Source organism: Roseococcus sp. GW821-FHT12F05, assembly GCF_058806835.1.
Map to the genome: position 1 here is coordinate 173,640 of NZ_JBXAQB010000001.1, position 25,470 is coordinate 199,109.

Annotated in this window: 26 protein-coding genes; 15 read left to right on the forward strand and 11 right to left on the reverse strand. The window is 70.9% G+C overall.

The window, feature by feature from the left end; translation table 11 throughout:
- The first annotated feature begins 90 nt into the window (after positions 1–90).
- Both AC1ROY_RS00925 and AC1ROY_RS00930 read left to right on the forward strand, forming a co-directional pair.
- Positions 91–345, forward strand: coding sequence for a helix-turn-helix domain-containing protein (locus AC1ROY_RS00925; protein ID WP_493146328.1), 255 nt, complete (start codon positions 91–93; stop codon positions 343–345).
- Positions 345–1,652 carry a type II toxin-antitoxin system HipA family toxin gene (locus AC1ROY_RS00930; protein ID WP_493146329.1) on the forward strand — a complete coding sequence of 436 codons (1,308 nt, stop codon included), beginning with the start codon at positions 345–347 and terminating at the stop codon, positions 1,650–1,652. The genes AC1ROY_RS00925 and AC1ROY_RS00930 overlap by 1 nt, the downstream gene beginning before the upstream one ends.
- Here the strand turns inward: AC1ROY_RS00930 and AC1ROY_RS00935 are convergent.
- From AC1ROY_RS00935 to AC1ROY_RS00945, 3 genes are all read right to left on the reverse strand, one after another.
- Entirely contained in the window at positions 1,649–2,200 is a 552-nt protein-coding gene (locus tag AC1ROY_RS00935; RefSeq protein ID WP_493146330.1) for a cob(I)yrinic acid a,c-diamide adenosyltransferase, read from the reverse strand. The two genes, AC1ROY_RS00930 and AC1ROY_RS00935, sit on opposite strands and share 4 nt — an antisense overlap.
- A 67-nt stretch (positions 2,201–2,267) precedes the next feature.
- Entirely contained in the window at positions 2,268–3,188 is a 921-nt protein-coding gene (locus tag AC1ROY_RS00940; RefSeq protein ID WP_493146331.1) for an energy transducer TonB, read from the reverse strand.
- Positions 3,189–3,195: 7 nt separating this feature from the next.
- Positions 3,196–4,083 carry a cation diffusion facilitator family transporter gene (locus AC1ROY_RS00945; protein WP_493146332.1) on the reverse strand — a complete coding sequence of 296 codons (888 nt, stop codon included), beginning with the start codon at positions 4,081–4,083 and terminating at the stop codon, positions 3,196–3,198.
- Positions 4,084–4,216: 133 nt separating this feature from the next.
- On the opposite strand from AC1ROY_RS00945, the gene AC1ROY_RS00950 reads away from it, so the two are divergent.
- The 5 genes from AC1ROY_RS00950 (at position 4,217) to AC1ROY_RS00970 (ending at position 9,395) form a co-directional block, all read left to right on the forward strand.
- A complete protein-coding gene (locus AC1ROY_RS00950; protein ID WP_493146333.1) occupies positions 4,217–5,368 on the forward strand; it encodes an ABC transporter ATP-binding protein in 1,152 nt (383 codons plus the stop codon).
- A complete protein-coding gene (locus tag AC1ROY_RS00955) occupies positions 5,361–6,284 on the forward strand; it encodes a carbohydrate ABC transporter permease (protein ID WP_493146334.1) in 924 nt (307 codons plus the stop codon). The genes AC1ROY_RS00950 and AC1ROY_RS00955 overlap by 8 nt, the downstream gene beginning before the upstream one ends.
- Positions 6,277–7,170, forward strand: coding sequence for a carbohydrate ABC transporter permease (locus tag AC1ROY_RS00960; RefSeq protein WP_493146336.1), 894 nt, complete (start codon positions 6,277–6,279; stop codon positions 7,168–7,170). The genes AC1ROY_RS00955 and AC1ROY_RS00960 overlap by 8 nt, the downstream gene beginning before the upstream one ends.
- Positions 7,171–7,195: 25 nt before the next feature.
- A complete protein-coding gene (locus AC1ROY_RS00965; RefSeq protein ID WP_493146337.1) occupies positions 7,196–8,473 on the forward strand; it encodes an ABC transporter substrate-binding protein in 1,278 nt (425 codons plus the stop codon).
- Between the two features lie 100 nt (positions 8,474–8,573).
- The gene (locus AC1ROY_RS00970; protein ID WP_493146338.1) at positions 8,574–9,395 is read left to right on the forward strand and encodes a metallophosphoesterase family protein; all 822 of its coding nucleotides are present in this window, start codon (positions 8,574–8,576) and stop codon (positions 9,393–9,395) included.
- Here the strand turns inward: AC1ROY_RS00970 and AC1ROY_RS00975 are convergent.
- From AC1ROY_RS00975 to AC1ROY_RS00985, 3 genes are all read right to left on the reverse strand, one after another.
- Positions 9,368–10,312 (reverse strand): hypothetical protein, encoded by a 945-nt coding sequence (locus AC1ROY_RS00975; protein ID WP_493146339.1) that lies wholly within the window; start codon positions 10,310–10,312, stop codon positions 9,368–9,370. The two genes, AC1ROY_RS00970 and AC1ROY_RS00975, sit on opposite strands and share 28 nt — an antisense overlap.
- A gap of 1 nt (position 10,313) precedes the next feature.
- Positions 10,314–13,811, reverse strand: coding sequence for a methionine synthase (gene metH, locus AC1ROY_RS00980; RefSeq protein ID WP_493146340.1), 3,498 nt, complete (start codon positions 13,809–13,811; stop codon positions 10,314–10,316).
- 101 nt (positions 13,812–13,912) lie between these two features.
- Positions 13,913–14,860: an ArsR/SmtB family transcription factor gene (locus AC1ROY_RS00985; RefSeq protein WP_493146341.1), complete on the reverse strand. Its 948-nt coding sequence runs from the start codon at positions 14,858–14,860 to the stop codon at positions 13,913–13,915.
- A 78-nt stretch (positions 14,861–14,938) separates the two neighbouring features.
- Here AC1ROY_RS00985 and AC1ROY_RS00990 point away from each other — a divergent pair, with 78 nt between their 5' ends.
- Positions 14,939–15,259, forward strand: a complete 321-nt coding sequence (locus tag AC1ROY_RS00990; RefSeq protein WP_493146342.1) for a hypothetical protein — start codon at positions 14,939–14,941, stop codon at positions 15,257–15,259.
- Positions 15,260–15,368: 109 nt separating this feature from the next.
- Positions 15,369–15,875 carry a GNAT family N-acetyltransferase gene (locus AC1ROY_RS00995; protein ID WP_493146344.1) on the forward strand — a complete coding sequence of 169 codons (507 nt, stop codon included), beginning with the start codon at positions 15,369–15,371 and terminating at the stop codon, positions 15,873–15,875.
- Here the strand turns inward: AC1ROY_RS00995 and AC1ROY_RS01000 are convergent.
- Positions 15,872–16,333, reverse strand: a complete 462-nt coding sequence (locus AC1ROY_RS01000; RefSeq protein WP_493146346.1) for a MarR family winged helix-turn-helix transcriptional regulator — start codon at positions 16,331–16,333, stop codon at positions 15,872–15,874. The genes AC1ROY_RS00995 and AC1ROY_RS01000 overlap by 4 nt on opposite strands.
- Positions 16,334–16,376: 43 nt before the next feature.
- Between AC1ROY_RS01000 and AC1ROY_RS01005 the strand changes: the two genes are divergently transcribed.
- The 4 genes from AC1ROY_RS01005 to AC1ROY_RS01020 all read left to right on the forward strand — a co-directional run bounded on the left by AC1ROY_RS01005 (position 16,377) and on the right by AC1ROY_RS01020 (position 20,086).
- Positions 16,377–17,525 carry a homogentisate 1,2-dioxygenase gene (locus AC1ROY_RS01005; protein WP_493146347.1) on the forward strand — a complete coding sequence of 383 codons (1,149 nt, stop codon included), beginning with the start codon at positions 16,377–16,379 and terminating at the stop codon, positions 17,523–17,525.
- Positions 17,522–18,529 carry a fumarylacetoacetate hydrolase family protein gene (locus AC1ROY_RS01010; RefSeq protein WP_493146349.1) on the forward strand — a complete coding sequence of 336 codons (1,008 nt, stop codon included), beginning with the start codon at positions 17,522–17,524 and terminating at the stop codon, positions 18,527–18,529. Before AC1ROY_RS01005 ends, AC1ROY_RS01010 begins: the two co-directional genes overlap by 4 nt.
- 72 nt (positions 18,530–18,601) lie before the next feature.
- Positions 18,602–18,835 carry a hypothetical protein gene (locus tag AC1ROY_RS01015; protein ID WP_493146351.1) on the forward strand — a complete coding sequence of 78 codons (234 nt, stop codon included), beginning with the start codon at positions 18,602–18,604 and terminating at the stop codon, positions 18,833–18,835.
- A 66-nt stretch (positions 18,836–18,901) separates the two neighbouring features.
- Positions 18,902–20,086 (forward strand): M20 aminoacylase family protein, encoded by a 1,185-nt coding sequence (locus AC1ROY_RS01020; RefSeq protein WP_493146353.1) that lies wholly within the window; start codon positions 18,902–18,904, stop codon positions 20,084–20,086.
- A gap of 6 nt (positions 20,087–20,092) precedes the next feature.
- On the opposite strand, the gene AC1ROY_RS01025 is transcribed toward AC1ROY_RS01020, so the two are convergent.
- On the reverse strand, positions 20,093–20,323 hold the full coding sequence (locus AC1ROY_RS01025) for a hypothetical protein (protein ID WP_493146354.1): 231 nt from the start codon (positions 20,321–20,323) through the stop codon (positions 20,093–20,095).
- 5 nt (positions 20,324–20,328) lie between these two features.
- Positions 20,329–20,988, reverse strand: a complete 660-nt coding sequence (locus AC1ROY_RS01030; RefSeq protein ID WP_493146355.1) for a dienelactone hydrolase family protein — start codon at positions 20,986–20,988, stop codon at positions 20,329–20,331.
- Between the two features lie 34 nt (positions 20,989–21,022).
- Here AC1ROY_RS01030 and AC1ROY_RS01035 point away from each other — a divergent pair, with 34 nt between their 5' ends.
- Entirely contained in the window at positions 21,023–21,211 is a 189-nt protein-coding gene (locus AC1ROY_RS01035; RefSeq protein WP_493146357.1) for a DUF4169 family protein, read from the forward strand.
- A 3-nt stretch (positions 21,212–21,214) separates the two neighbouring features.
- On the opposite strand, the gene AC1ROY_RS01040 is transcribed toward AC1ROY_RS01035, so the two are convergent.
- Positions 21,215–23,407, reverse strand: coding sequence for a putative bifunctional diguanylate cyclase/phosphodiesterase (locus AC1ROY_RS01040; protein ID WP_493146358.1), 2,193 nt, complete (start codon positions 23,405–23,407; stop codon positions 21,215–21,217).
- Between the two features lie 118 nt (positions 23,408–23,525).
- Here AC1ROY_RS01040 and AC1ROY_RS01045 point away from each other — a divergent pair, with 118 nt between their 5' ends.
- Positions 23,526–23,957, forward strand: a complete 432-nt coding sequence (locus AC1ROY_RS01045) for an MgtC/SapB family protein (RefSeq protein ID WP_493146359.1) — start codon at positions 23,526–23,528, stop codon at positions 23,955–23,957.
- 7 nt (positions 23,958–23,964) lie between these two features.
- Here AC1ROY_RS01045 and AC1ROY_RS01050 read toward each other — a convergent pair whose 3' ends face one another.
- The gene (locus AC1ROY_RS01050) at positions 23,965–25,317 is read right to left on the reverse strand and encodes a protoglobin domain-containing protein (RefSeq protein ID WP_493146360.1); all 1,353 of its coding nucleotides are present in this window, start codon (positions 25,315–25,317) and stop codon (positions 23,965–23,967) included.
- Between the last annotated feature and the right edge of the window lie 153 nt (positions 25,318–25,470).

Below are 25,470 nucleotides of genomic sequence, written 5' to 3' on the forward strand. Positions count from 1 at the left end.
ACGCGAATGCGTATAATTTGAATTTATACGCATTCGCGTATATCGACATCCCATACGCGAATGCGTATATCGCTCGCCGTGAGGTGAGCCATGACCGAGCAGATCGCCCGAACCGGACAGCAGCTCGGCGCCATCCTGCGCCGAACGCGCAAGCAGGCCGGCCTGTCGCAGGACGGGCTGGGCGAGAAGATTCATCTGCGCCAGGGCACCATCTCGCGGCTCGAGGCCGGTGAGCCCGCCGTCCAGCTCCGCACGCTGATGGAGGTCATCTCCGCACTCGATCTGGAGCTGGTGATTCGCCCGCGCAGCCAGGGCAGCGCCGCCGAGATCGAGGACCTCTTTTAATGGCGCGGCGGCGCGCCCGCGCCCCGCTCGACGTCTTCCTGAACGGCCGCCACGTGGGCGTGCTGCGGCGCGAGCCCACGGGGGCGATCGACTTCCGCTACGCGCCCGGCTGGCTCGGCTGGAGCGAGGCCTTTCCCGTCTCGCTGTCGCTCCCGCTGCGCGAGGACCGCTTCGTCGGCCAGCCCGTCCTGAACGTCTTCGACAACCTGCTGCCCGACAGCGACCCCATTCGCCGGCGCATCGCCGAGCGGGTCGGCGCCGAGGGCGCGGACGCCTTCAGCCTGCTGACGGCGCTCGGCCATGACTGCGTGGGCGCGCTGCAGTTCCTGCCGGAGGGCGCCGATCCCGGCCCGGCCGGTCAGGTCGCCGGAACGCCCCTCGATGAGGCCGCGATCGCCGAGATCCTCGCCAACCTCGCCTCGGCGCCGCTGGGCGTCGGCGCGGACGAGGCCTTCCGCATCTCCATCGCCGGCGCGCAGGAGAAGACCGCGCTGCTCCGCCAGGACGGGCGCTGGTTCAAGCCCACCGGCACCACGGCGACGACGCATATCCTCAAGCCGCGGATCGGCCAGCTGCCGAACGGCATCGATCTCTCGGACAGCGTCGAGAACGAATATCTCTGCCTGAGGCTGCTGGCGGGCTTCGGCCTCCCTGCCGCCAAGGCCGAGATCGCTGAATTCGGCGGCCGGCCCACTTTGGTCGTCGAGCGCTTCGACCGGCGCTGGACGCGCGACGGCCGCCTGCTGCGCCTGCCGCAGGAGGATGCCTGCCAGGCGCTCTCCGTCCCGCCGACGCGCAAGTACCAGACCGACGGCGGCCCGGGGATGCGCGATATCATCGGCCTGCTGAAGGGCAGCGACACGCCCGAGGCCGACATCGCCACCTTCCTGCGCGCCAACATCGTCTTCTGGATGCTGGGCGCGACCGACGGCCACGCGAAGAACTTCAGCCTGTTCCTGAACCCCGGCGGCCGCTACCGCCTGACGCCGCTCTATGACGTGATGACCGCGCAGCCGAGCCTGGATACGGGGCGCATCCAGCGCAAGGCCTTCCGGCTCGCCATGTCGGTCGGGAAGAACCGGCACTATGCGGTCGAGGAGATCGCACCCCGCCACTTCGTGCAGACTGCGGAGATGTCGGGCGTGGGCGCCTCGGTCGCGCGGGCGATCTTTGGCGGGCTGGCCGCGCAGGCCGAGCGGCAGGCGGCCGAGGTGGTGGCGACTCTGCCGCGCGGCTTTCCCGACCGCCTCGTGGATTCCGCGATGGCGGCGATCGCCCACCGTGCCCGGCTGATGGCCGCGGCCTAACGGCTGCCCCCCGGCACCCAGAGCACGTCGCCCGCGCCGTTCCCGTTGAACCGCCGCGACAGCACGAAGAGATGGTCCGAGGCACGGTTCAGCCAGCGCACCGCCTCGGCGTTCACCGGCTCTGCCGCCGCCAGCGTCACGACGCTCCGCTCCGCCCGCCGCGCCACCGTCCGCGCCAGATGCGCATGCGCCGCGGCCGGCGTGCCGCCCGGCAACACGAAGCTGCGCAAAGGCGGGATCGACGCATTCATCGCCCCGACCTCCTGCTCCAACCGCAGGCACTGTCCCGCGGTCATCCGCAGCCCGTCCTCCGTCCCAGGCATGCAGAGGTCCGCGCCCAGATCGAAGAGGTCGTTCTGCATGCGCGCCAGCATCGCATCCGCCTCCGGATCCGCATGCAGCCGCAGCAGCCCGAGCACCGCGTTCAGCTCGTCCACCTCGCCGATGGCCTGGATGCGCAGCGCGTCCTTGCGCAGCCGCGTGCCGTCGCCGAGCGAGGTCTCGCCGCCGTCGCCGCCGCGCGTGGTGATCACATCGAGCTTCACCATCGCGCAGCCTCCTTTTCTGCGAGGCCGATTCACGTTTCAGGCCAAAATGGCCTGAAACGATCGGACTCTACTGCAGCCGGAAATGCACCGTCGTCCGGATGGCGCCCGGCACCGGCTGACCGTCCACCGTCGCCGGCCGGAAGCGCCATTCCGCCACCGCCCGCCGCGCCGCCTCGTCCAGGGCCGGCGAACCGGAGGATCGTGCCACCACCACGCTGACGACGCGACCCTGCGCGTTGATCGAGAGGTCCAGCCCCACCGCCCCCTGCTCGCCGCGCAGCCGCGAGGCCTCGGGATAGGCGGGGGCGGCGTTGCGAAAGTTGGAATCGAGGCCCGGCGCCACCACGGCGCCGCTCGCCCGGCCCACGCCGGCGGCGCTGGGGGCGGCGGCCTGGCTGCCCGGCCGAGTCGCCTCGGAGGGCGGCTGCCGCGCCATCCGCGAGCGCGCCGGCTGGGGCGGCGGCGGCGCGGGAGGGGGCGCGGGCGGCGGGGCCGGTGGCGCCTCCGGCTCGCCCGAGGGCGGCATCTCCGGCGTGGGCGGCGCCAGCGGGATCGTGGAAAGGTCCGGCGCAGGCACCTCGTTTGGCGGCAGGTCGAGCGCGGGCGCCGGGGCGGGGAGCGCCTCGGCCAGCATCGGCGCCGGCGGCGGCAGGGGCGGAGGTGGGGGAAGCAATGGCCGGGGCTGCTCCGCGGCTTCGGGCAAGGGCGGCACCTCCACGGCGCCGGGCGCCTCCGGCGCCTGGACGGCCTCGGGCGCGGGCGGGCTGGGGGGAGCGCCGGGCTGGTCGGGTTCCGCGGCCTCGCCGACCGCCTCGCCGGAGGCCTCGTCCCAGACGATCTCGACCCCATGCTCCGGCGTCGGGGGCGGCGTGAGGTCGCGGCCGAACCAGAGCAGCGCGGCCGCCAGCGCCGCCGCATGGATCAGCGCCGAGGCCGCCGCGGCGATCGCGAAACGATCGGGCGCCCGTCGGCGCCGGCCAGGGGTCAAGGAAGGTTCACAGCACCAGGACCCCGCTGTGCTTCGCCTTGCCCTCGGGTTCCACGTGGATGGTGATGACGGCATCGCCGAGCTCGGCCTTGAGGGCGGCCTCCACCCGGTCGCAGATCTCGTGCGCCTCGACGACTCGCATGTCGCCCGGCACCACCAGGTGGAACTCGATGAAGGTCCAGCGGCCGGACTGGCGGGAGCGGATGTCGTGCGCCTCGATGGCGCCCTCGGCCGCCGCCGAGACGGTGCTGCGAATGCGCGCGAGCTGGTCGGGCGGCACGGCCTCGTCCATCAGCCCGCCCACGGATTCGCGCACCAGCCGCACGCCGCTGAAGAGAATGTTCACCGCCGTCAGCGCCGCCAGCAGCGGGTCGAGCCAGAAATACCCCGTCGCCAGGGCCAGCGAGATGCCCGCCAGCACGCCCGTGGAGGTCACCACGTCCGCCAGCAGATGCCGGGCATCGGCCAGAAGTGCCGGCGAGCGAAGGCGCCGGCCATGGCGGAACAGGATGGAGCACCAGACCGCGTTCAGCGCCGTCGCGACGACGGAGATCAGGATGCCCAGCGGCGTCAGGTCCGGCTGGCGCGCATGGCTCCAGGCCGACCAGACCTCGTTCAGGATCACGAAGGCCGCGACCAGGATCAGCGCGCCCTCCAGGACGGCGGAGAAATACTCCGCCTTGTCGTGGCCATAGGGGTGGTTCGCGTCGGCCGGCATGGCGGAGAAGCGGATGGCCACCAGCGCGGCGCCGGCGGCCGCCACGTTCACCACACTCTCGAGAGCATCGGCGAACAGGGCGACACTGCCCGTCAGCCACCAGGCGACGAGCTTCAGCGCCAGGACGGCGAGGGCGACAGCGACGCTGCCTGCCGCGAGGGTCACGGCACGGGTCAAATCTCGTTCCAAAACCTTCCGCGGACGGCGCCCGTCTAGCCCATTCCGGGCCGCCCGCGAAGCATTCCCGGTGACATGGAAGCTTCACGAAACTGGCGCATCACCGCAACAGCGGCGGCCTACGCCGCGCCCTATGAACTCAGCCCTCTCCCTTGGCCCCGATTCCGGCGGTCTCTCGGTCGAGCGGGCGCAGCTGGCGCTCGGCGGCCAGCCGATCCTGCGCGACGTCTCGCTGCATGTGGCCGAGGGCGAGTTCGTCGCCCTGCTCGGCCCCTCCGGCTGCGGCAAGACCACGCTGATGCGGGTGATCGCCGGCATCCAGTCGGCCGATTCCGGCCGTGTCAGGATCGGCGGGCGCGACGTGACGGCGGCCCATCCGGCCGAGCGCAACGTGGCCATGGTCTTCCAATCCTACGCGCTCTATCCGCATCTGACGGTAGCGCAGAACATCGCCGTGCCGCTGACCATGACGCGGCTCAATGGCTGGCAGCGCATGCCGGTGCTGGGCGGGTTGATGCCCGGCAGCCAGGCCGCGCGCGCGGCGATCCAGGCGGATGTGACCCGCACGGCCGGGCCGCTCGGCCTCTCCCACCTGCTGGACCGCAAGCCGGGGCAGCTTTCGGGCGGGCAGCGACAGCGCGTGGCGCTGGCCCGTGCCGTGATCCGCGCGCCCGGCGCCTTCCTGATGGACGAGCCGCTCTCCAACCTCGACGCCGCGCTGCGCGTCACCACGCGGCGCGAGATCGTGGAGGTGCATCGGCGCGTGGGTGCAGCGACGCTCTACGTCACCCACGACCAGTCCGAGGCGCTGACCATGGCGGACCGGATCGCGGTGATGCAGGCCGGCGAGATCCTGCAGATCGCCACGCCCGAGGTCATCTACCGCGACCCCGTGGACCTGCGCGTGGCGAGCTTCATCGGCAGCCCGCGCATCAACCTGCTGGAGGCCGTGGCCGGCGAGTCGGGCGAGGTCCGCGCCGCCGGCCGGCCGACTCCGCTGCGCACTTCGGCCCGCGGCCCGCTCACCCTCGCCATCCGCCCCGAGGACTGGGCGCTGGCTTCGGATGGCCTCCCCGCCCGCGTCGAGCACGCGGAGTTCCTCGGCGACCACACGCTGGTGCATCTCCGCATCGCCGAGGCGCCCGTCATCCTGCGCGCCGAGGCCGGGCTGCGCGTGACGGTGGGCGAGACCCTGCACCTCGCCTTCGCGCCGGAGCGCGCCCTGCTCTTCGGCGCCGACGGCCGCCGCGTCCCCGCCGAGATCCGCGAGCCCGCGCGTGCCTGACACCGGCATCGTGCCCCAGGTCGAGCTGGCGCCGCTGAAGCGCCGTCGCGGCGAGGCGCTGGGCGCCTGGCTGCTGACGCTGCCGGCCGCGGTCTCCTTCGTGATCCTGCTGCTGCTGCCGACGCTGGCCGCGGTCGCCATGGCCTTTTCCGACTTTGAGCTCGGCGTCTGGCCGCCCAACTGGATCGGGCTCGAAAACTTCCGGGACCTGCTGGGCGATCGCGGCTTCCGGCAATCCTTCACCAACACGGTGATCTATGTCGGGCTGGTGGCGCCGGCTTCCGTCGGCCTCGGCCTCGCGTTCGCGCTGCTGATCGAGGTCGGCACCCGCGGACGCGCTTTCTTCCGTGCCGTCTTCTTCCTGCCGGTGGTCTCGCTGACGGTGGCGATGGCCTCGGCCTGGCAATACCTGCTGCACCCGACCATCGGCCCGCTGAACACCCTGCTGCGCAGCATCGGCATCACCGGCCCGGCCTGGCTCTCCTCCTCCGACACGGTGCTGATCTCGCTCGCCGCGATCGGCGTCTGGGAGAATGCGGGCTTCAACATGGTGCTCTTCATGGCCGGGCTCACCGCCATCCCGCGCGAGCTGCGCGAGGCCGCCTCGGTGGATGGCGCGCGCAGCGCCTGGTCGCGCTTCCGGCTGGTGACCTGGCCGCTGCTCGGGCCGACCACGCTCTTCGTGGTGACCATCACGCTGATCCGCAGCATCCGCGTCTTCGACACGGTCGCGGTGCTCACGCGCGGCGGGCCGAACCGCGCCTCGGAGGTGCTGCTCTACACCATGTACACGGAGGGCTTCACCTTCCTCCGCCTCGGCTATTCCGCCGCGATCACGCTGGTCTTTCTCGCGATCGTGCTCCTGCTGATGCTGCTGCAGACGCGCGTGCTCGACAAGCGGGTGCATTATGGCTGACCCCGTCCGATCGCCGCAGGGCCGTCAGGCTCGCAGGCGTGAATCGGCCGGCAACGGCCGCACGCCCCTCCTTCGCGACATCCCGCGCCTCGCGCTGCTGAGCGTGCTCGGCCTGCTGATGCTGGCGCCCTACATCTGGATGCTCTCCGCATCCCTGAAGCCGACCGACGAGATCTTCCGCGCGAATCTTGCCCTGATCCCCGAGCGCTGGGCGGCCTGGGAAAACTACGGCCGCGTCTTCGCCCAGGTGCCCGTCGCGCGCTACCTGATGAACGGCGTCATCGTCTGCGGCGGGATCCTCTTCTTCCAGCTGCTCTTCGCCATCCCCGCCGGCTACGCGCTGGCCAAGCTGCGCTTCGCCGGGAAGGAATGGGTCTTCGGCGCGGTCATGTTCGGCCTGCTGGTGCCGCCGCATGTCCAGGCGCTGCCGCTCTATGTCGGCCTCTCCGTGATCGGCATGCTCGACACCTATGCCGCGCTGATCGTGCCCTCGACCATCTCCGTCTTCGCCATCTTCCTCTTCCGGCAGTTCTTCCGCTCGCTGCCCGACGACCTGATCCACGCCGCCCGCCTCGACGGCATGAGCGAGGGCGCCATCGTCTGGCGCGTGGCGCTGCCCAATGCCTGGCCCGCCGCCACGGCCTTCGCGATCTTCTCCGTCGTCGCGCATTGGAACGACCTGTTCTGGCCGCTCATCGCCGTCACCGGCCAGGCGCACGCCACCCCCGCGCTCGGCGTCCTGCATTTCCGCACGGACGAGGCGGGCGACGACTTCGCCGCCCTCATGGCCGCCTCCGCGATCATGACCGCCCCTCTCATCCTCGCCTTCCTCTTCGCGCAGCGGCGCTTCGTGGAAGGCATCGCGACCACCGGCCTCAAGGGTTGAGGCCATGAACCCCAAGGAGTTCGACATGATCGACCGCCGCACACTCGCGCTTGCCGCCACCTCCGCCGCGCTCTTCGCGCCGCGCGTGCTGCGCGCGCAGCCCGTCACCGAGATCACCGTGCACTACGCACAGCCGGTCATCTACAAGGAGGCCTACGACGCCATCACGGCCGAGTTCGCCCGCCGCGAGCCGAACATCCGCATCAACTACGTCACCACCGTGAACTACGAGGAGGGCATGCAGCTCATCCTCCGCCAGGCGGCGGCGGGCGGCCTGCCGGACCTCTCCTACCAGGGCTTCAACCGCCTCCGCCTCTTCGCCGAGCGCGGCATCGCGCAGGACGTGACGCCGCTGCTGGCGCGCGAGGGCGACCCGGCCGCCCATGGCTACTCGCCGCAGATGCTGGCGCTCGGCCATTTCGGCGGCTTCCAGTCGGGGCTGGCCTTCGCCGCCTCCAACCCGATCTGCTTCTACAACCCCGACCTAGTGCGCCGCGCCGGCGGGAACCCCGACGCGCTGCCGACCGACTGGAACGGCATCCTCGCCCTCTCGGCGAAGATCAAGGCGCTCGGCGACGGCACCGAGGGCATGCACTACGCCTGGTCGAGCGACGACTGGATGTTCTCGGCCCTGCTCTTCGGCCATGGCGGCCGCATGCTGACCGAGGACGAGCGCGACATCGCCTTCGCCGGCCCCGAAGGACTCGCCTCGCTGGTTCTGCTGGACCGCATGGTGAAGGAGGGCGGCATGGCCAACCTCTCGCGCGACGCGGCGGCGCAGGCCTTCGCGGCGGGCAAGATGGGCCTGTTCTTCTGGACCACCGCGATGATCCGCGGCTCGGTCCAACAGGTCGGCCGCAACTTCCAGCTCCGCACGACGGGCATGCCGATCATCGATCCCGTGAAGGGCCGCCTGCCGACGGGCGGCGCCGCCGGCATGCTCATCACCCGCGACGGCCCGAAGCGGGAGGCGGCCTGGAAGTTCCTCCGCTTCTCGACGAGCCCCGAGGGCACGGCGCTCATGGCGCGCAACACCGGCTACGTGCCGACCAACCAGCTCGCCATCGACGACGACAAGTATCTCGGCGAGTTCTATCGCCAGAATCCGCTCTACGTGCCGGCGACGCGGCAGATGGCGATCAGCATCCCCTGGTACGCCTTCCCGGGCGCGAACTCGGTGCGCGTGACGCAGAGCGTGGTGAACAATTCGGGCCGCATCGTCGAGCAGCGCGCGACGCCGGAGGTGGCGCTGGCGGACATGGCCTCGGAAGTCCGGCGCCTGCTGCCTCGACCCAGGGGATAAGGCCCCCGCGCCCTATACCCCCACGAGTATCCGAGATCCGGTCGCTTCGGCGGCCGGATTTTTCGTTGAGCGACCGTCCTCAGTCTGGTGGAATCTCCGCATGACCTTCCGCATCGCGCAAATCAGCGACACGCACCTCTCCCGCTCGCGCCCGCTCTTCGACGGCAATTTCCCGCCGCTCGCCGAGGCGTTGCGCGCGGCGCAGCCCGACCTCGTGATCCACACCGGCGACCTCGCGCTGGACGGCGCGGATTCCGATGACGACCTGATCCATGGCGTCGAGGCGATGAACTCGCTCGGCCTCGATTGGGTGGCCGTGCCCGGCAACCACGATGTCGGCGACGACGCCGTTCTCAAGGGCAGGCAGCCCGTCACGCCCGAGCGCCTGGCGCGCTGGGCGCGCTGCGTCAGCCCGCTCGGCTTCTGCCGCGACATCCCAGGCTGGCGGATCATCGGCCTCGACACCCAGGGCTTCTCCGCGAACCCCGCGCATCGCGCCTTCGTCGCGAAGGCGATCCGTGGCGCCGAAGGGCGGCGCGTCGCGCTCTTCCAGCACAAGCCCATCACCGAGGAGGCGCTGGCCGACACCGCGGTGAACTACTGGCCCCTGCTCCCGGGCTCCCGTGCTGAGCTGCTCGCCATGTTCGACGGCGGAATGCCCGCCCTCGTCGCCAGCGGCCATGTCCACCAGCAGCGCGACCGCGTGGCCGACGGCATCCGCCAAATCTGGGCGCCGGCCGTGGGCTTCATCGTGGGCGACGCCTTCCAGAAGCCGGTCGGCCACAAGCTGCTCGGCTGGGTCGAGCACGCATTCCACGAGGACGGCCGCCACGAGGCGCGGCTGCACGCGATGGAGCATCTGGTGCTGCACGACATCGGCAGCATCCCCGAAGCCTACGGCGCCCTCACGCGTCTCGACTGAAGCTGCGGCACCGGCCGCGCGACGATCTCCTCCAGCAGGAGGCGGAGGTCGCGGGTCATCAGCGTGACCCGCGCCTGCAGCAGGTGGAGCATGGCGTCGCGCCGCTCCACGCCGCCGACGCCGAGGCGTGCGTCGAAGGCGAAGACGGGGTCCGACTCCGCGTCGTCCTCCGTCATCAGCCCGGTGCGCCGCCACTCCTCCACGATCTCGTCGGCGATGCTCGGCACGCCGGGCGCGTCGTGCCGCGTCAGGTAGCGCCAGACCGAGGCCGGGAACTGCTCGGACCGCTCCGGCTGCCGGCGGATCTCGTTCAGGATGTTCGTCCCGCTGCGCAGCGTGCCCGAGCTCGAGGGGAAGAGCAGCATGGCGCCGGTCGCCGCCCCCGCGGTGCCGCCGATGATGCCGACGATGTCGCCCGCGTTCGACGAGCCGCCCAGGGAGAGCCCGCCCGTCATCGCCGCCGTCACGGCGCCGATCAGCAGGCTGGCTACGTTGATGTTGCGGGTGCGCCGGTCCTCCACCCGCTGGAGCTGGCCCCGCAGGCGGTCGCCGCGCTCCTCCTCGCAGTCGAGGGTGGCCAGCGAGGTCTGCACGTCGAGCGTGCCGAGCAGCACGCGCTGGGTCACCATCTGCCGCGCCAGCACCAGCTGCAGACCGTCTTCCGGCCGCCGCTCGGAAGCGATCAGCTGGTCCAGCACGTCAAGCGCGCCGATCGCCTCCGCCGTGTCCACGGATTCCGCGGAGATGCCGGCCGCCATCAGCCTATCGGGCTGGCCCGGCGCGGGCTGCGGCAATGGCCGCATGGCGCGCTCGATGCGCGTCGCGCAGAAATTGTCCGCGATCTCCGCGTCGTCGCGCGCCGCGCCTCCGGCGCAGCCCGTCAGCAGGGCGACGCAGCAGAGCGCGGCGAGACGCATGTCAGACCGAGAAGTACTTGGCGCGCGGGTGATGCAGCACGATGGCACTGGTGCTCTGCTCGGGATGAAGCTGCCATTCGTCGGAGATATCCACACCGATCCGCGCCGCATCCAGCAGCTTCAGCAGCGGCGCCTGGTCCTCCAGCTTCGGGCAGGCGGGGTAGCCGAAGCTGTAGCGGCCGCCGCGATAGCCCTGGCTGAGCATCTTCTCGATGTCGCGCTCGTCCTCGGCGGCGAAGCCGAGCTCGGCGCGGATGCGCTTGTGCGTGACCTCCGCCAGGGCCTCCGCCATCTCCACGCCGAGGCCGTGCAGGTAGAGGTAGTCCTGGTAGCGGTTCTCCTCGAACCACTCGCGCGCCACGTCGCTGGTCTTCTGGCCCATGGTGACGACCTGCAGGCCGATCACGTCGCGCTCGGCATCGTCGATGTCGCGCACGAAGTCGGCGATGCACTCGCCGTCCTCCTTGGGCTGGCGCGGCAGGTTGAAGCGCGCGACCTCGGTCGTGCCGTCGGGCTCGAAGAGGATCAGGTCGTTGCCCTGCCCCGCGCATTTCCAGTAGCCGTAGGAGGCCTGCGGCTTGAGGATTTTTTGCTCGTCCGCGATGGCCAGCATGCGCTTCAGGACGGGACGCAGTTCCTGCTTGGCCCAGCCGAGGAAATCCTCCAGCGAGCGGCCGGCCTTACGAAATCCCCATTGGAACTGGTAGAGGCTGCGCTCGTTGACGAAGGGCACCAGCGCCTTCGGATCGGTCTCGATGACCTTGGCGCCCCAGAAGGGCGGCACCGGTACGGGCAGCCCGGCCGTCTGCTTGCGGCGGCGCGCCTGCGCATAGGCCACGTCCACCGGCGCGAAGCCGCGCGGATCGGCCTGGCCGAGCACCCGCTTCTCGTTCTTCGATTTTCCCGCGCGCTTGGACTGGATGGCGCCGAGGTACCCCTCGAAGTCGTTGCCCATCACCTTGTCCATCAGGTGCAGGCCGTCGAAGGCGTCGCGGGCGTAGACCACGCGGCCGGAGGCATAGGCCTTCACGCAATCGTCCTCGACGTAGTTGCGAGTCAGTGCCGCGCCGCCGAGCAGCACCGGGATGTCGATGCCCTGGCGGCTCATCTCCTCCAGGTTCTCGCGCATGACCACGGTGGACTTCACCAGCAGGCCGGACATGCCGATCGCATTGGCCTTGTGCTCGCGCGCGGCGTCGACGATCTGGTTCAGCGGCACCTTGATGCCGAGGTTCACGACCTTGTAGCCGTTGTTGGTGAGGATGATGTCGACCAGGTTCTTGCCGATGTCGTGCACGTCGCCGCGCACGGTGCCGAGCACGATGATGCCCTTCTCCTGCCCCTCGACGCGGACCATGTGCGGCTCGAGATAGGCCACGGCGGCCTTCATCGTCTCGGCGGACTGCAGCACGAAGGGCAGCTGCATCTTGCCGGCGCCGAAGAGCTCGCCCACCACCTTCATGCCGTCCAGCAGCACGTCGTTGATGATCGCGAGCGGCTCCATGCCCTCGGCCATCGCGGCGGCCAGCTCGTCGTCGAGGCCCTTGCGGTCGCCGTCGACGATGCGGTCCTTCAGGCGGCCCTGGACGGTGTCCGCCTTGACCTTGGCGACGTTGTCCGCGGCCTTCCGGCCCGAGAACATCTCCAGCAGCTTCTGGAGCGGATCGTAGCCTTCCGTCCGGCGGTCGTAGATCAGGTCCTCCATGACCTTCACCTCCTCCGGCGGGATGGAGTGCAGCGGCTTGATCTTGGAGACGTGCACGATGGCGCCCGTCATCCCCGCCTTCACGGCATGATCCAGGAAGACGGAATTCAGCACGTGCCGCGCGGCCGGGTTGAGGCCGAAGGAGATGTTGGACAGGCCCAGCATGATCTGGATGTCCGGGAACTTCTCGCGGATCATCCGGATGCCGTCGAGCGTCCAGACGCCGAGCTTGCGGTCGTCCTCGTTGCCGGTGGCGATGGTGAAGGTCAGCGGATCGATCATCAGATCGGATTGCGGCAGGCCGTACTTGTTGCAGGCGAAGTCCACGAGACGCTCGGCGATGCGCAGCTTGTCCTCGGCGGTCTTCGCCATGCCCACCTCGTCGATGGTCAGGGCGATGACGGCGGCGCCGAACTTCCTGGCGAGCTTCATGCGGTCATGCGCCGCGCCCTCGCCCTCCTCGAAGTTGATCGAGTTGATGACGGGCTTGCCGCCATGCAGCTTCAGCGCGGCCTCGATGATCGGGGTCTCGGTGCTGTCGATGACGAGCGGGCTGTTCACGCTGGAGGTGAAGCGCGTCATCACCTCGCTCATCTCGAAGAGCTCGTTGCGGCCGACGAAGGCGGTGCAGATGTCGAGGCTGTTGGAGCCCTCGGCCACCTGCTCGCGACCGATGGCGAGGCAGCTGTCCCAGTCGTTCGCTTCCTGCGCCACGCGCCAGGCCTTGGAGCCGTTCGCGTTGCAGCGCTCGCCGATGGAGAAGTAGGAATTCTCCTGCCGCAGCGACGTCGCGGAATAGAGCGACGCCACGCTCGGCACCCAATGGTACTTGCGCTTCACCGGCGCCGGCCGATGGCTCGCGCCGCCCAGCTTGCGCAGCATGGCGTCCAGCCCCGCGATATGCGGGATGGAGGTGCCGCAGCAGCCGCCGATCAGGTTGAACCCGTCCTCGATCACGAAGCGCTCCATCCAGGTCGCCATCTCCTCGGCGCCCAGCGGGTAGTGCGTCTTGCCGTCCACGAGCTCGGGCAGGCCGGCATTGGGCTGCACGCTGAGCAGGCCGGGCCAGTTCTGGCTGAGCCAGCGGACATGCTCCGCCATCTCCTGCGGGCCCGTCGCGCAGTTGAGGCCGACCAGCGGCACGTCGAGCGAGTGGATCACGGCGGCGGCGGCGGCGATGTCGGGGCCGACGAGCAGCGTGCCCGTGGTCTCCACCGTCACCTGCACGAAGATGGGGATGTCGCTGTTCGTCTTCGCCTTGGCGATCTTGGCGGCGTTCACGGCCGCCTTGATGAAGAGCGTGTCCTGGTTGGTCTCGGTCAGCAGCGCGTCGGCGCCGCCGGCGATGAGGCCGAGGCACTGCTCGGTCAGGCCGGCCTCCAGCGCGTCATAGGTGATGTGGCCGAGGCTGGGCAGCTTGGTGCCCGGGCCGATATCGCCGATCACCCAGCGGTGGCGGCCGTCCGCGAAGCTCTCCGCCGCCTCGCGCGCCAGCTCCACGCCGAGCTTGTTGATCTCGAAGGCGCGGCTGCCGAGCTCGAATTCCTCCAGCGTGATCGGGCTGCCGCCGAAGGTGTTGGTCAGCACCATGTCCGCGCCGGCCTCGTAGTAGCCGCGATGGATCTCGCGGATCAGCTCCGGCCGGGAGAGGCTCAGCACCTCGGTGCAGTTCTCCTTGTCCCAGAAGTCCTCGATGATATCGAGCGTCAGCGCCTGCACGCGGCTGCCCATGCCGCCGTCACAAAGCAGCACGCGGTCGCGCAAGGCGTCGAGGAGATGCGGACGTGAGGACATGGGGGTGCTCTTCTGTCTCAGGCGTTAGAGCAGATCCCGCATGGCCCACTTCGGCCATGCGGGTGAAGATGCTCGGACAATGCGGCCGCAACGGCTTCCCGTCATCGGGAAGCCGTTGCAGCGAGGGCGTGCACGGGAAGCTTTTCCGCGCGCCAGATGCGGACCTTCATGGGTCCGCCGATCTCGGCCGTCGAGGCGATGGCGCAGCCGGCCTCGCCGAGCCATCCGGCCAGCGCGGCATCGTCGAAGCCGGGCCAGCGATGGGCGAAACGGGTGAGCACGGAGGCCTCGCCATGCGGCGCGAGGTCGGCCACCAGCAGGACCCCGCCCGGGCGCAGCACCCGGGCAGCCTCGGCCAGGGCGGCGGCGGGCTCCTCGGCATAGTGCAGCACCATCTGGAGCGTCACCGCGTCGAAGGAGCGGTCGGCCAGCGGGAGCCGGTACATGTCGGCCTGGCGCACGGTGCAGCGGTCGGCGAGGCCGCGCTCGGAGAGCCGGGCCCGCGCAAGGGCCAGCATCTCGCGGCTGGCATCCACGCCGAGGGCGCGCTGCGTGCGGTCGGCCAGCAGCTCCAGCAGGGCGCCGGTGCCTGTGCCGATGTCGAGCAGGGTATCGATCCGCTCCGGCAGGGCAGCCAGAAGCGCCGCCTCGATGGCACTGGCGTCGAGGTCCAGGGCGCGCAGCTCGTCCCAGTCCATGCCGTCGCGCCGAAACGTCTCGGAGGCGGCGCGGGCACGCTCGGCGGCGATGCGGGCGGCCTGGCGGCGGTCGGACTGAAGGACCGGCTCCTCCTCCGGCAGCCGCGCCAGCACCACGCGCACGAGGTCGGCCGAGGCCGGGACCTGAAAATAGGCGTTGGGACCCTCAGGTATCCGCTCCAGCAGCCCCGCCTCGGTCAGCAGCTTGAGGTGCCGCGAGAGGCGCGGTTGCGACTGGCCCAGCACCGCGCAAAGCTCCGTCACGCAGAAGGCCCCGCGCGCGCAGAGCGCCAGCAGCCGGAGCCTTGTGGGCTCGGCCGCGGCGCGGAGTTGGGAGAGGAGGTCGTCCATGGGCTTTAAATGGCATAAAGATATCCTTATGTCCAGACTATGACGTGGTCCCTCGACGCAAGAATCCCGGTTTCGCTGGTGCCCGATGCGGGCGCCCTGGCCGATGCGCTCGCCGCCGGCAAGCCCGCCGCCGTGCTGGGCAGCCCGGAGGGGGAGGCATATGGCGTGGCCTCGGAGCGCTTCGCCGCCGGCGCCTCGCCGCATGCGGTGGCCTGCGCCTGCTGCCAGGGGCGCGGCGAGGCGGCCCAGGCGCTGGACCGGCTGTTCCAGGCCCGGGTGCGCGGGACGGTCCCGTGGTTCGACCGGGTGCTGGTGCTCGACGACGGGTGCATGGGCGCGGAGGTGCGGCAGGCCCTGGCCGCCGACGCGCTGGCCTCGGCGCGCTTCCGGCTGACCTGAAGCGGGCGCCGGTCTGGCGCCTTTAGGTCTGGCGCCTTTAGGTGTGGCGGCGATCCGATGCGTGGATGGCCGGGCCGCGACGCCCCCTCTACCCTCCGCTCCCGTGACCGTGCCCTTCTCCCTCCGCCGCCTCACCGGCGCCGACGCCCCCTTTCATCGCGACCTGCGCCTGGAGGCCCTGCGCACCCATCCCGCCTCCTTCGGCGCCGCCTGGGAGGACGAGGCCGCACAGCCCGCCGCCTGGTTCGCCGACCGCCTCGACGCCAACCTCGTCCTGGGCGGCTTCCTGCCCGACGGCACGCTCGCCGGCACGGCCGGCCTCGCCACCACCGAGGCCGCCAAGCAGCGCCACAAGGCGACCCTTTGGGGCATGTTCGTCCGTCCCGCCGCCCGCGGCACCGGCCTCGCCGCCGCGCTGGTCGAGGCCGTGCTGGCCGGGGCGCCGCCGCAGGTCGAGGAGGTGCGCCTTTCGGTGATGACGACCAACGAGGCCGCCATCCGGCTCTACACCCGCCTCGGCTTCACGCGCTTCGCGATCGAGCCGCGGGCGCTGAAGATCGACGGGCGGTATCACGACGATGCGATGATGGTGCGACGGCTGCGGATTGCTCCCTAGTCCGGGCCTTCTCCCGCCAGGCGGTCGCCGATCGTGGCCAGCATGCGCCGCAACACCGCCACCTCCTCCGCGCCCAGGCCGACCAGCAGCTCCTCCTCCAGCGCGCGCGCCATCGGCACGATCGCCGCATGCATGCGGGCGCCGGCCGCCGAGAGCTCCAGCCATTGCAGCCGGGCGTCGGCACGGTCCGTGCGCCGCAATACCAGCCTGCGCGCCATGAGCAGCGCCACCGCGCGGCTGACCTTCACCTTGTCCATCGCCGTCCGCGCCGCGATCTCGCGCGCCGGCAATCGGCCGAAGCGTCCCAGCACCGCCATCACGCGCCATTCCGGGATGGAGAGCCCGAATTCCGCGCCATACCGGTCCGCGAAGAGCCGCGAGACACGGTTCGCCGCCACCGAGAGCCGGTACGGCAGAAAATCCTCCAGCAGGAAGCCGGGCTTTGACATCGGTTTCATATGAAACTATTTTTGCCCCGCACCGCAAGGTGGAGGAATCCCCATGGCCAAGCAGTACATCGCCTTTCCGCGCAGCGCAGGCATCACCTCGCGCCAGGCGCATGCGGACCTGCCGCAGGGCACCTTCGAGCGCGAGCTCGGCAAGGAGGGCTTCTTCGGCCCCGCCACCCACATGCACCACGCCCATCCGCCCACGGGCTGGACGCATTGGGAGGGCCCGCTCCGCCCCCGCGCCTTCGACCTCGCCCGGATCAACGAAGAGCAGGCGAGCCCTTGGGACGCCGCCGACATCCTGCACAACGCCCATTGCCGCCTGCGCTTCTGGCGCGCGCCGCGGGCCATGGACCACCTCGCCCGCAACGCCGACGGCGACGAGCTGATCTTCATCCACACCGGCGCCGGCCGCCTCTTCTGCGACTACGGCCACCTGCCTTTCCGCGCCGGCGACTACATCCTGCTGCCGCGCAGCACCATGTGGCGCATCGAATGCGACGAGCCCGTCGCGGCGCTGCTGATCGAGGCCACGGGCAGCAGCTACCAGCTTCCGGACCGCGGCATCCTCGGCAAGCATGCGCAGTTCGACCCGGCGGTGCTGGAGACGCCCGCCATCGACGACGCCTTCCGCGCGCAGCAGCACGAGCGCGAGACGCTGGTGCGCATCAAGCGCCGCGACGCGCTCTCCACAGTGACCTATCCGTTCAACCCGCTGGACGCCGTGGGCTGGCACGGCGACCTCGCGCCGGTGCGCCTCAACGTCGAGGACATCCGCCCGGTGATGAGCCATCGCTATCACCTGCCGCCCAGCGCGCACACGACCTTCGTGGCCGAGCGCTTCGTGGTCTGCACCTTCGCCCCGCGGCCCTTCGAGACCGATCCGGGCGCGCTGAAGGTGCCCTTCTTCCACAACAACGACGACTACGACGAGGTGCTCTTCTACCACGCCGGCGACTTCTTCAGCCGCGACAACATCCACGCCGGCATGATGACGCTGCACCCCTGCGGCTTCACCCACGGCCCGCATCCCAAGGCGCTCGGCAACGCCTTCACGCCAAAGAAGCCCGCGACCGACGAATACGCCGTCATGCTCGACAGCCGCGATGCGCTGGAGATGGGCGATGGCGCCCGGCGCGTGGAGTGGGAGGACTACGCCTATTCCTGGCGCGTGAAGCCCGAGGCGAAGGCCGCCGAATGAAGCTCGCCTCGCTGAAGGACGGGCGCGACGGGCGCCTGCTCCTCGTCTCGCGCGATCTCACGCGCTGCCTTCCCGCCACCGCTGCGAAGACCCTGCAGGCCGCGCTCGACGGCTGGGACTGGCTGCTCCCCACGCTCCGCGCCGAATGGGAGGCGCTGGACGCCGGCTCCGCCTTCGGCGCCGCGCCCTTCGACCCCGCGGAATGCGCGAGCCCCCTGCCCCGCGCCTACCAATGGGCCGACGGCTCCGCCTATGTGAACCATGTCGAGCTGGTCCGCCGCGCCCGCGGCGTGGAGATGCCGCCCAGCTTCTGGACCGACCCGCTGATGTACCAGGGCGGCAGCGACGGCTTTCTCGGCCCGCGCGACCCGATCCCGCTCGGCGACGAGGCCTGGGGCTGCGACTTCGAGGGCGAGATCTGCGTCATCACCGGCGACGTGCCCTATGGCGCATCCCGCGAGCGGGCGGCGGCGGCCATCCGCCTGCTGATGCTCACCAACGACGTCTCGCTGCGCAACCTCATCCCCGGCGAGCTGGCCAAGGGCTTCGGGTTCTTCCACGGCAAGCCGGCCTCAGCCTTCTCGCCCGTCTGCGTCACGCCCGATGAGCTCGGCGCCGCCTGGGACGGCGCGCGGCTCTCCGGCGCCCTCCGCTGCACCCTGAACGGCGCGCCCTTCGGCCGGCCCGATGCCGGCACCGACATGACCTTCGACTTTCCCACCCTCATTGCCCATGCGGCGAGGACACGGGCGCTGGGCGCGGGGACCATCGTCGGCTCGGGCACCGTCTCCAACAAGCAGGGCTCGCTGCACGGCTCGACGGTCGCGAACGGCGGCGTCGGCTATGCCTGCATCGCCGAGCTGCGCATGTACGAGACCATCGAGACGGGTGCGCCGGTGACGCCCTTCATGCGGCACGGCGACACCATCCGGATCGAGATGCTGGATGGCGCCGGCCAGAGCCTCTTCGGCGCCATCGAGCAGGTGGTCGCGCCGCCGCCCTGACCTGTCCTGGAATTCAGCCGACATGGTCTTGGCAACACGGTATCCTGGGGCCAGTCGGCCAGGAGGGCGGCCATGGCGGAGGATCTCGGCGATGCGCGCAGCCGCGCGGAGAATGGCCGCTTCCGCGACCTGGCCGAGCGCCGGAAGGGCGCCAACCCCGAATACGCCTATGCGCCCCGATGGGCGCCCCGATGGGCGTCCAGGGGCAACTGGCGCATGTCCGGCTTCGACCTCGTGATCATCGTCTTCGGCACCGCCCTCATCCTGGCCGTCCTGGCGCTGGGGTTCCTCGGCGCCTTCGACTGAGCCCGCCGGCGTTGCGCCCCGCCCCCGTCGGCGCGAAACTGGCCGACCACCGCATCGAGGACCCACGTGACCAACCCCGTCGAGACGATCGGCCAGTGGCAGGCCGAGTTCACCGCCATCCGCCGCGACATCCACGCCCATCCCGAGCTCGGCCTCGAGGAGCACCGGACCGCGGCGCTCGTCGCGCAGAAGCTCGCCGAGATGGGCATCGAGGTGCACAGCGGCGTGGGCAAGACGGGCGTGGTCGGCGTGATCCGCAACGGCAACGGCCAGGGCCGCATCGGCCTGCGCGCCGACATGGACGCGCTCGCCATGACCGAGGCCAATGCCTTCGGCCATGCCAGCACCACCCCCGGCAAGATGCACGCCTGCGGCCATGACGGGCACACGACCATGCTGCTCGCGGCGGCGAAGTACCTCGCCGAGACGAGGAACTTCGACGGCACCGTCCACCTGATCTTCCAGCCGGGCGAGGAGGGCGCGGGCGGCGCGCTGGCCATGCTGGAGGACGGGCTCTTCGAGCGCTTCCCCTGCGACGCCGTCTTCGGCCTGCACAACCGTCCCGGCCTGCCGGTCGGCGAGTACGGGCTGCGGCCCGGGCCGATGATGGCGGGCGTGGCCTTCTACGACATCTTCATCACCGGCAAGGGCGGCCACGGCGCGCGGCCCGAGACGACCTTCGACCCCGTGGTGATGGGCGCGGCCGTCGTGCAGGCGCTGCAATCCGTCGTGGCGCGCAACGTGCCGGCGGCCGAGCGCGCCGTGCTCAGCATCACGCGCTTCGATGCGGGCAACGCCTACAACGTGATCCCGAACGAGGTCCGCCTCGGCGGCACGGTCCGCGCCTTCAGCAACGAGATCATGAAGCTCGTCGAGGACCGGATGCGGGCGATCAGCGAGGGCGTCGCGGCCGGCCTCGGCGGCACGGCGGTGCTCGACTTCCGCGTGATCACCACGTCGCTGGTGAACGACGCGATGGAGGCCGCCTCGCTCGGCGATGCCGCCGCCGAGCTGGTCGGCGAGGCCGGCGTGAAGCGCGAATTCCCCGCCGTGATGGGCGGCGAGGATTTCGCGTACATGCTGGAGAAGTGCCCGGGCGCCTATATCGTCACCGGCAACGGCGACACGGCCGAGGTGCACAATCCGAGCTTCGACTTCAACGACGCGGCGATCCCCTACGGCGCCGGCGTGCTCGCGGCGGTGGTCGAGGCGAAGCTGGCGCGGGTGAAGGTGGAGACACCGGACGACTGAGGCGGCCTACCGCCGGGCTCGGCGCCAGGCCCAGCCTAGGCCGAGCCACACCACGCCGAGAGCCAGGATGGCGCTGCCGAGCCCGTAGACGAAGTCGGCAGCCAGGATCTCCTCGGCATATCGTCCCCGCATCTCCGGCGTCGCATCCTGCGCCGGCCAGAGCGGGTCCATGGCGAAGCCGAGGAACATCACCACGGCTCCGCCCGCCAGGACCAGCCAGGGGGCGAGCCGCAGCATCCTCGTCAGAGGTGCTTCGCGAAGAACTCCAGCGTGCGCTTCTGCGCGAGCGCGGCGTCCGTCGGCACGTAGCTGCCGCGCTCCTCGCAGCCGAAGCCATGGCCGGCGCCCGGATAGACGAAGACCTCCACCTCCGGCCGCGCGGCCTTGATGGCCTCGACATCCGACAGCGGGATGGAGCCGTCCTTCTCGCCGAAATGCAGCTGCGTCGGGCAGCGCGGCACCTCGGACTTCGCGGCCGCGATGCCGCCGCCGTACCAGCCCACCGCGGCCTGGAAGGCGGTGCTCTGCGTGGCACCCTGCCAGGCGACCGTGCCGCCCCAGCAATAGCCGATGATGCCCCGCGGCACGTCCGCGGGCAGCTGGCCGGCCGCCGCCAGGATGTCGAGCAGCACCTTGTCCCCGGTGATCTGGCTGCGCAGCTTGAGGCCGCGGTCGATGTCGTCGGGGGTGTAGCCGAGCTCGACGTCGCGCTCCGCCCGGTCGAACAGCGCCGGCACGACCACATAGTAGCCCTCCCGCGCGAAGGCGTCGGCGACGTGGCGCATGTGGTGGTTCACGCCGAAGATCTCCTGGACGATGACCAGGGAACGGTCTGCATCCACCGACCCGGCATGATAGGCCGAGAACCGATGTCCGTCGGCGGCGATGATCGTGGTGTCCATTGGCTTCAGCCTCCCAGGGTGGTTGATTGGGAGCATGGGCGATGTCGTGAACCTGCGAAAGTGGCGCCGTGCGAAGGCGAAGGAGGAGGAGGCCGCGCAGGCCGCCGCCAACCGCGCCGCCTTCGGCCGCACCAGGACGCAGAAGCAGCGGGACGAGGCCGAGGAATCGCAGCGCCGCGCCCTGCTCGACAAGGCGAAGCTGGAGCCCGGCCCGAAGGATTAAGTTTCAGGCACTCGCGCGCAGCCTTTCCGCGCCGTAATCCGGCAGGGGCGGCACCAGCTCCTCCACCGGCATGGGCTTCGCCACCAGGTAGCCCTGGATGATGTTGCAGCCCGCGCGGCGCAGCGCGAAGGCCTGGCCCTGCGTCTCCACCCCCTCGCCGATCACCTCGATCCCCATGCTGCGCGCCAGCGCCACCGTCGCGCGCAGCACGGCATAGGATTTCGGGTCGTCCGGCAGGCCCGCGACGATCGAGCGGTCCAGCTTCAGCCGCTGCACCGGCAGGCGCACCACATGCGGCAGGCCGGAATGCCCACCGCCGAAATCGTCGAGCGCCAGCGGCACGCCCACCACGCGCAGCGCCGCCAGGGTGCGCGCGACGCCCGGCAGGTCGCGGATGGCGAGGTCCTCGGGAATCTCGATCTCCAGCCGGTGCGGCGCCACGCCGGCGAGCGCCAGCGCCTCGGCCACCTCCTCCGCGAAGGCGGGCTCGTGCAGCGTGGTCACGGAGATGTTGATGCCCAGCACGCGCGGCGCGTCGGGCCGGTCGCCCCAGCCGGCGATCATCCGGACCGCCTCGCGCAGCACGAAGCGGTCCAGCGCGGGCATCAGCCCGGCCTCGTTCGCAGCGGGAATCAGCTCGTCCGGGCTGATCCAGCGGCCCAGGCGGCGGCTGTTCCAGCGGATCAGGGCCTCCGCGCCGACCATCTCCTGACGCTCGGTGTCCTGCTGCGGCTGCAGGTGCAGCTCCAGCTCGCCGGCCTCCAGCGCCTCGGCGAAGGCCTCGCGCAGCTCGGCGCGCTGTTCACTCCGCTCACGCAAGCCCGGCTCGAAGAGGAAGACCGTGTTGCGGCCCTGCGCCTTGGCCTCGTAGAGCGCGAGGTCGGCGGCGCGCAGCAGCGCCTCGGCCGCGCTGCCGTGCTCCGGCGCGCAGGCGATGCCGATGCTGGCGGTCACCGGCAGTTCGGCGCCCTCGATCACCAGCCGCGGGCGCAGCGCCTGGCGGACGCGGCCGGCAAGCTCCGCCGCCGCCTCCGGCAGCGCGCCGAAGGCGAGAATGGCGAATTCGTCGCCGCCCAGGCGGCTCACGATGTCGGAGGGCCGCACCACCTCGCGCAGCCGCCGCGCCGCCTCGACCAGCAGCGCGTCGCCGACGCCATGGCCGTAGCGGTCGTTGGCCGATTTGAAGTGGTCCAGGTCGATGAGCATCAGGATGCCGCCCTTCGGGCCCAGCACCAGCGCCTCCAGCCCGGCATGGAAGCTCGCGCGGTTGGCGAGGCCGGTGAGCGGGTCGTGTTCGGCCAGGTGCTCCATCCGCTCCTGCGCGGCCTTCAGCGGCGTCATGTCGAGCAGCGAGAGCACGCAGCCCTGGGCGCCGTCCTGCGAGCGGATCCAGGGCGAGGCCGCGACCAGCAGCTGCAGCGTCGGCCGGCCGGGCAGGGTCAGCACCGCCTCTCTTTCGCCGGAGCTCGGGAAGCCGAAAGGTCCCTCGGCATCGCCCGCCGTCGCCAGGGTGAGGCCCGAGGCGGAGAGGGAGGGCGGCGCCACGCCGCCGAAGAGGTGCGCGAGATGGCCATTGGCGAAGACCGTGCGCCCCTCGGCGTCGAGCTGCCAGATGCCGACCGGCGCCACCTCCAGCAGCGAGCGCAGCCGCGCCTCGGATTCCGCCAGCGCCGCCTCGCCCTGCTTCACCTGCGAGATGTCGAGGGTGAAGCTGGCCACCTGGCCGCCGGGCAGCCGCCGCTTGTGCTGGCGCGTCCAGCCCCCCGCCGCGTCCCGCAGCTCGGCCGCCTCGCCGTCGGCGTCCTCGTGCAGGGCGAGCCGCCGCGTGATCTCCGCCTCCCGCTCCGCCGGCGGAAGGTGCCAGAGCGCGGCCTTCAGGACCTGATCCAGCCACGGCCGCGGCGGCAGCGACGCCAGCGCCTCGGACAGCACGCGCCCGGCCCGCCCATTGTGCCAGACCAGCCGCTGGTCCCGCCCGTAGATCGCGGTGCGGTAGGGGGTCGCCTCCATCACCGCGCGGCGCAGCCGCAGCTCCTGCCAGAGCCCGGCCTGCCACCAGGCGAATCCGGCCATCGGCAGCACCGCGAGCCCGTGCCAGAAGGGCGCGCCCAGCGACGCCGCCACGAACATCGCCGCCGCCGTCAGGATCGCTCCCAGCAGGATCATCGACAGGCTCAGGCGCTGATATTGCGGCATGGGACTCTCTTCCGGGCCCGATCCTCCGCCCGAAAGGTTAACCAACCCTTGCCCGCATCAAGGCCGCGTGGCGCCGCGCGCCAAGCTCTGCCAAGCTGCGTCCCGCGCCATGGAACCCATGCTCCAGGAAATCCTCGACATCCTGATCGCCTTCGTCCTGGGCGCGGTCATCGGCGCCGAGCGGGAATGGCGGCGGCATCCGGGCGGGCTGCGCTCCTGCGCGATCGTGGCGGCCGCCTCGGCCGGCTACATGCGGCTGATGATCGAGGTGGGCGGCAACAACCTCTCGGCGGGGCTGGGCGCGCTGGTCACGGGCGTGGGCTTCCTCGGCGCCGGCGTGATCCTGCACCGCGAGACCGGCGTGCGCGGCCTCTCCACCGCGGCGACCTTCTGGGCCGTGGCGGCGATCGGCGCGGCGGCGGGCGCGCGGCACCACCATCTGGCCCTGGGGCTGGCCGCCTCGGTCTTCTTCTCGCATTCGGTGCTGCGCGCGCTCTCCGGCTGGATCGAGCGCCACGCCCCGCCGGAAGACGACGGCGGCCCGCGCTAGGCTGCCCCTAAGCGGCGCGAATCCCGTCGAGGAAACGCTCGATGTCGGTCCTCAGCTTCCCGCCCTGCCGCGCGACCTCGGTCGACGCCGTCTGCACCTGCGCCGCCGACTCCCCGGTCTCGTTCGCGGCCTGGCTCACGCCGGCGATGCCGGACGACACCTCCTCGGTTCCCTGGGCCGCCTGCTGCACGCTGCGCACGATCTCCAGGGTCGAGGCGCTCTGCTCTTCCATCGCGGCCGCGATGGCCGTGGTGATCCGCGACATCTCGGCGACGGTGCCGCCGATCGCCTCGATGCGGCCGACCGAGTTCAGGGTCGCCGACTGCATGGCGCCGATCTGCTCGGCGATCTCCTCGGTCGCCTTCGCCGTCGCGGTGGCCAGGGACTTCACCTCGGAGGCGACGACCGCGAAGCCCTTGCCGACGTCTCCGGCCCTGGCGGCCTCGATCGTGGCGTTCAGCGCCAGGAGATTGGTCTGCGCGGCGATGTCGTTGATGATCTTCACCACGTTGTCGACCTTCCGCGCCATCTCGGCGAGGCTGCGGATCTCGGCCGTCGTGGCGTTCCCCTCCGACACGGCCTGCTCGGCGATGCCGTTGGACTGGGCGACCTGACGCCCGATCTCCGCCACCGCCGCGGACATCTCCTCGGTCGCCGCGGCCACCGTCTGCATGTTGACCGACGCCTCCCTCGACGCCGCCGTGACGACGCCGGCCTGCCGCGTGGTGGTCTCCGCCGTGTCCGCCATGCTGGACGCCATGGCGTCGAGATGGGACGACGAGGAGGACAGCGCGTCGAGCGCCACGGTCACCTCCCGCTCGAAGCCGTGGATCAGGCCCTCGACGGTCCGCTGGCGCTGGGCGCGCTCCTCCAGCATCGCCTCCTGGTAGACGGAAATGGCGAAGTCCATGTCGATCATGACAGCGGTGTTCAGCGCCGTGACCACCTCCCGCAACCGATGGGCCCGCCAGCGGTAGGTGTCGACGGCAAGGTCGGTCAGCTGGGACAGGACGAAGGCGTAGCCGCCGATGTACCAGCGCGGCTCCAGGCCGATCCTGTGGTGCACGAGGCCGATCCCGCGGACGCCCTGGATATAGGCCTCGTCGAAGCGGCCGTTGAAGAGCCGCGCCCAATGCGTCCCCTGCGCGGTCTTGAGGCGCTCCGTCTGCTGGCCCAGCAGCCTCGCCAGATGGGGCTCGCGGACGAGGTGCCGGTAGAAGCCGTCGAGGACGCGCGGCAGCGCCGCCTCCACCGACGGCCAGAACTCGCGCAGCGCGACGCCCGTCGCCGCGGTGATCCGCAGGAAGCGGATGCGCGTTTCACGATCGCACCCGTCGATGCCCGGCTCGGCCATGTTCATGATCCGCTTTTTGCTGGTTGATCGGACGTTGGCGGGGCAATTCCGCGTGCGAAACTGCTCCTCCGCCCGCCCTTATGGCCGGTAACCGGTAAAGATTCCGTGACCGTCCCATCCGATGGAATCCTCGCGTCCAGGACCGGCCTCTAGGCGCCT

Coding starts and splice junctions, on each gene's coding strand:
- AC1ROY_RS01000 (WP_493146346.1), bottom strand. CDS start 16,333: ATGAAACCGATGTCAAAGCCCGGCTTCCTGCTGGAGGATTTTCTGCCG.
- AC1ROY_RS00965 (WP_493146337.1), top strand. CDS start 7,196: ATGATCGACCGCCGCACACTCGCGCTTGCCGCCACCTCCGCCGCGCTC.
- AC1ROY_RS01010 (WP_493146349.1), top strand. CDS start 17,522: ATGAAGCTCGCCTCGCTGAAGGACGGGCGCGACGGGCGCCTGCTCCTC.
- AC1ROY_RS00935 (WP_493146330.1), bottom strand. CDS start 2,200: ATGGTGAAGCTCGATGTGATCACCACGCGCGGCGGCGACGGCGGCGAG.
- AC1ROY_RS00970 (WP_493146338.1), top strand. CDS start 8,574: ATGACCTTCCGCATCGCGCAAATCAGCGACACGCACCTCTCCCGCTCG.
- AC1ROY_RS00975 (WP_493146339.1), bottom strand. CDS start 10,312: ATGCGTCTCGCCGCGCTCTGCTGCGTCGCCCTGCTGACGGGCTGCGCC.
- metH (WP_493146340.1), bottom strand. CDS start 13,811: ATGTCCTCACGTCCGCATCTCCTCGACGCCTTGCGCGACCGCGTGCTG.
- AC1ROY_RS01015 (WP_493146351.1), top strand. CDS start 18,602: ATGGCGGAGGATCTCGGCGATGCGCGCAGCCGCGCGGAGAATGGCCGC.
- AC1ROY_RS01025 (WP_493146354.1), bottom strand. CDS start 20,323: ATGCTGCGGCTCGCCCCCTGGCTGGTCCTGGCGGGCGGAGCCGTGGTG.
- AC1ROY_RS01040 (WP_493146358.1), bottom strand. CDS start 23,407: ATGCCGCAATATCAGCGCCTGAGCCTGTCGATGATCCTGCTGGGAGCG.
- AC1ROY_RS01050 (WP_493146360.1), bottom strand. CDS start 25,317: ATGAACATGGCCGAGCCGGGCATCGACGGGTGCGATCGTGAAACGCGC.
- AC1ROY_RS01005 (WP_493146347.1), top strand. CDS start 16,377: ATGGCCAAGCAGTACATCGCCTTTCCGCGCAGCGCAGGCATCACCTCG.
- AC1ROY_RS01030 (WP_493146355.1), bottom strand. CDS start 20,988: ATGGACACCACGATCATCGCCGCCGACGGACATCGGTTCTCGGCCTAT.
- AC1ROY_RS00950 (WP_493146333.1), top strand. CDS start 4,217: ATGAACTCAGCCCTCTCCCTTGGCCCCGATTCCGGCGGTCTCTCGGTC.
- AC1ROY_RS01035 (WP_493146357.1), top strand. CDS start 21,023: ATGGGCGATGTCGTGAACCTGCGAAAGTGGCGCCGTGCGAAGGCGAAG.
- AC1ROY_RS00925 (WP_493146328.1), top strand. CDS start 91: ATGACCGAGCAGATCGCCCGAACCGGACAGCAGCTCGGCGCCATCCTG.
- AC1ROY_RS00930 (WP_493146329.1), top strand. CDS start 345: ATGGCGCGGCGGCGCGCCCGCGCCCCGCTCGACGTCTTCCTGAACGGC.
- AC1ROY_RS01045 (WP_493146359.1), top strand. CDS start 23,526: ATGCTCCAGGAAATCCTCGACATCCTGATCGCCTTCGTCCTGGGCGCG.
- AC1ROY_RS00985 (WP_493146341.1), bottom strand. CDS start 14,860: ATGGACGACCTCCTCTCCCAACTCCGCGCCGCGGCCGAGCCCACAAGG.
- AC1ROY_RS00960 (WP_493146336.1), top strand. CDS start 6,277: ATGGCTGACCCCGTCCGATCGCCGCAGGGCCGTCAGGCTCGCAGGCGT.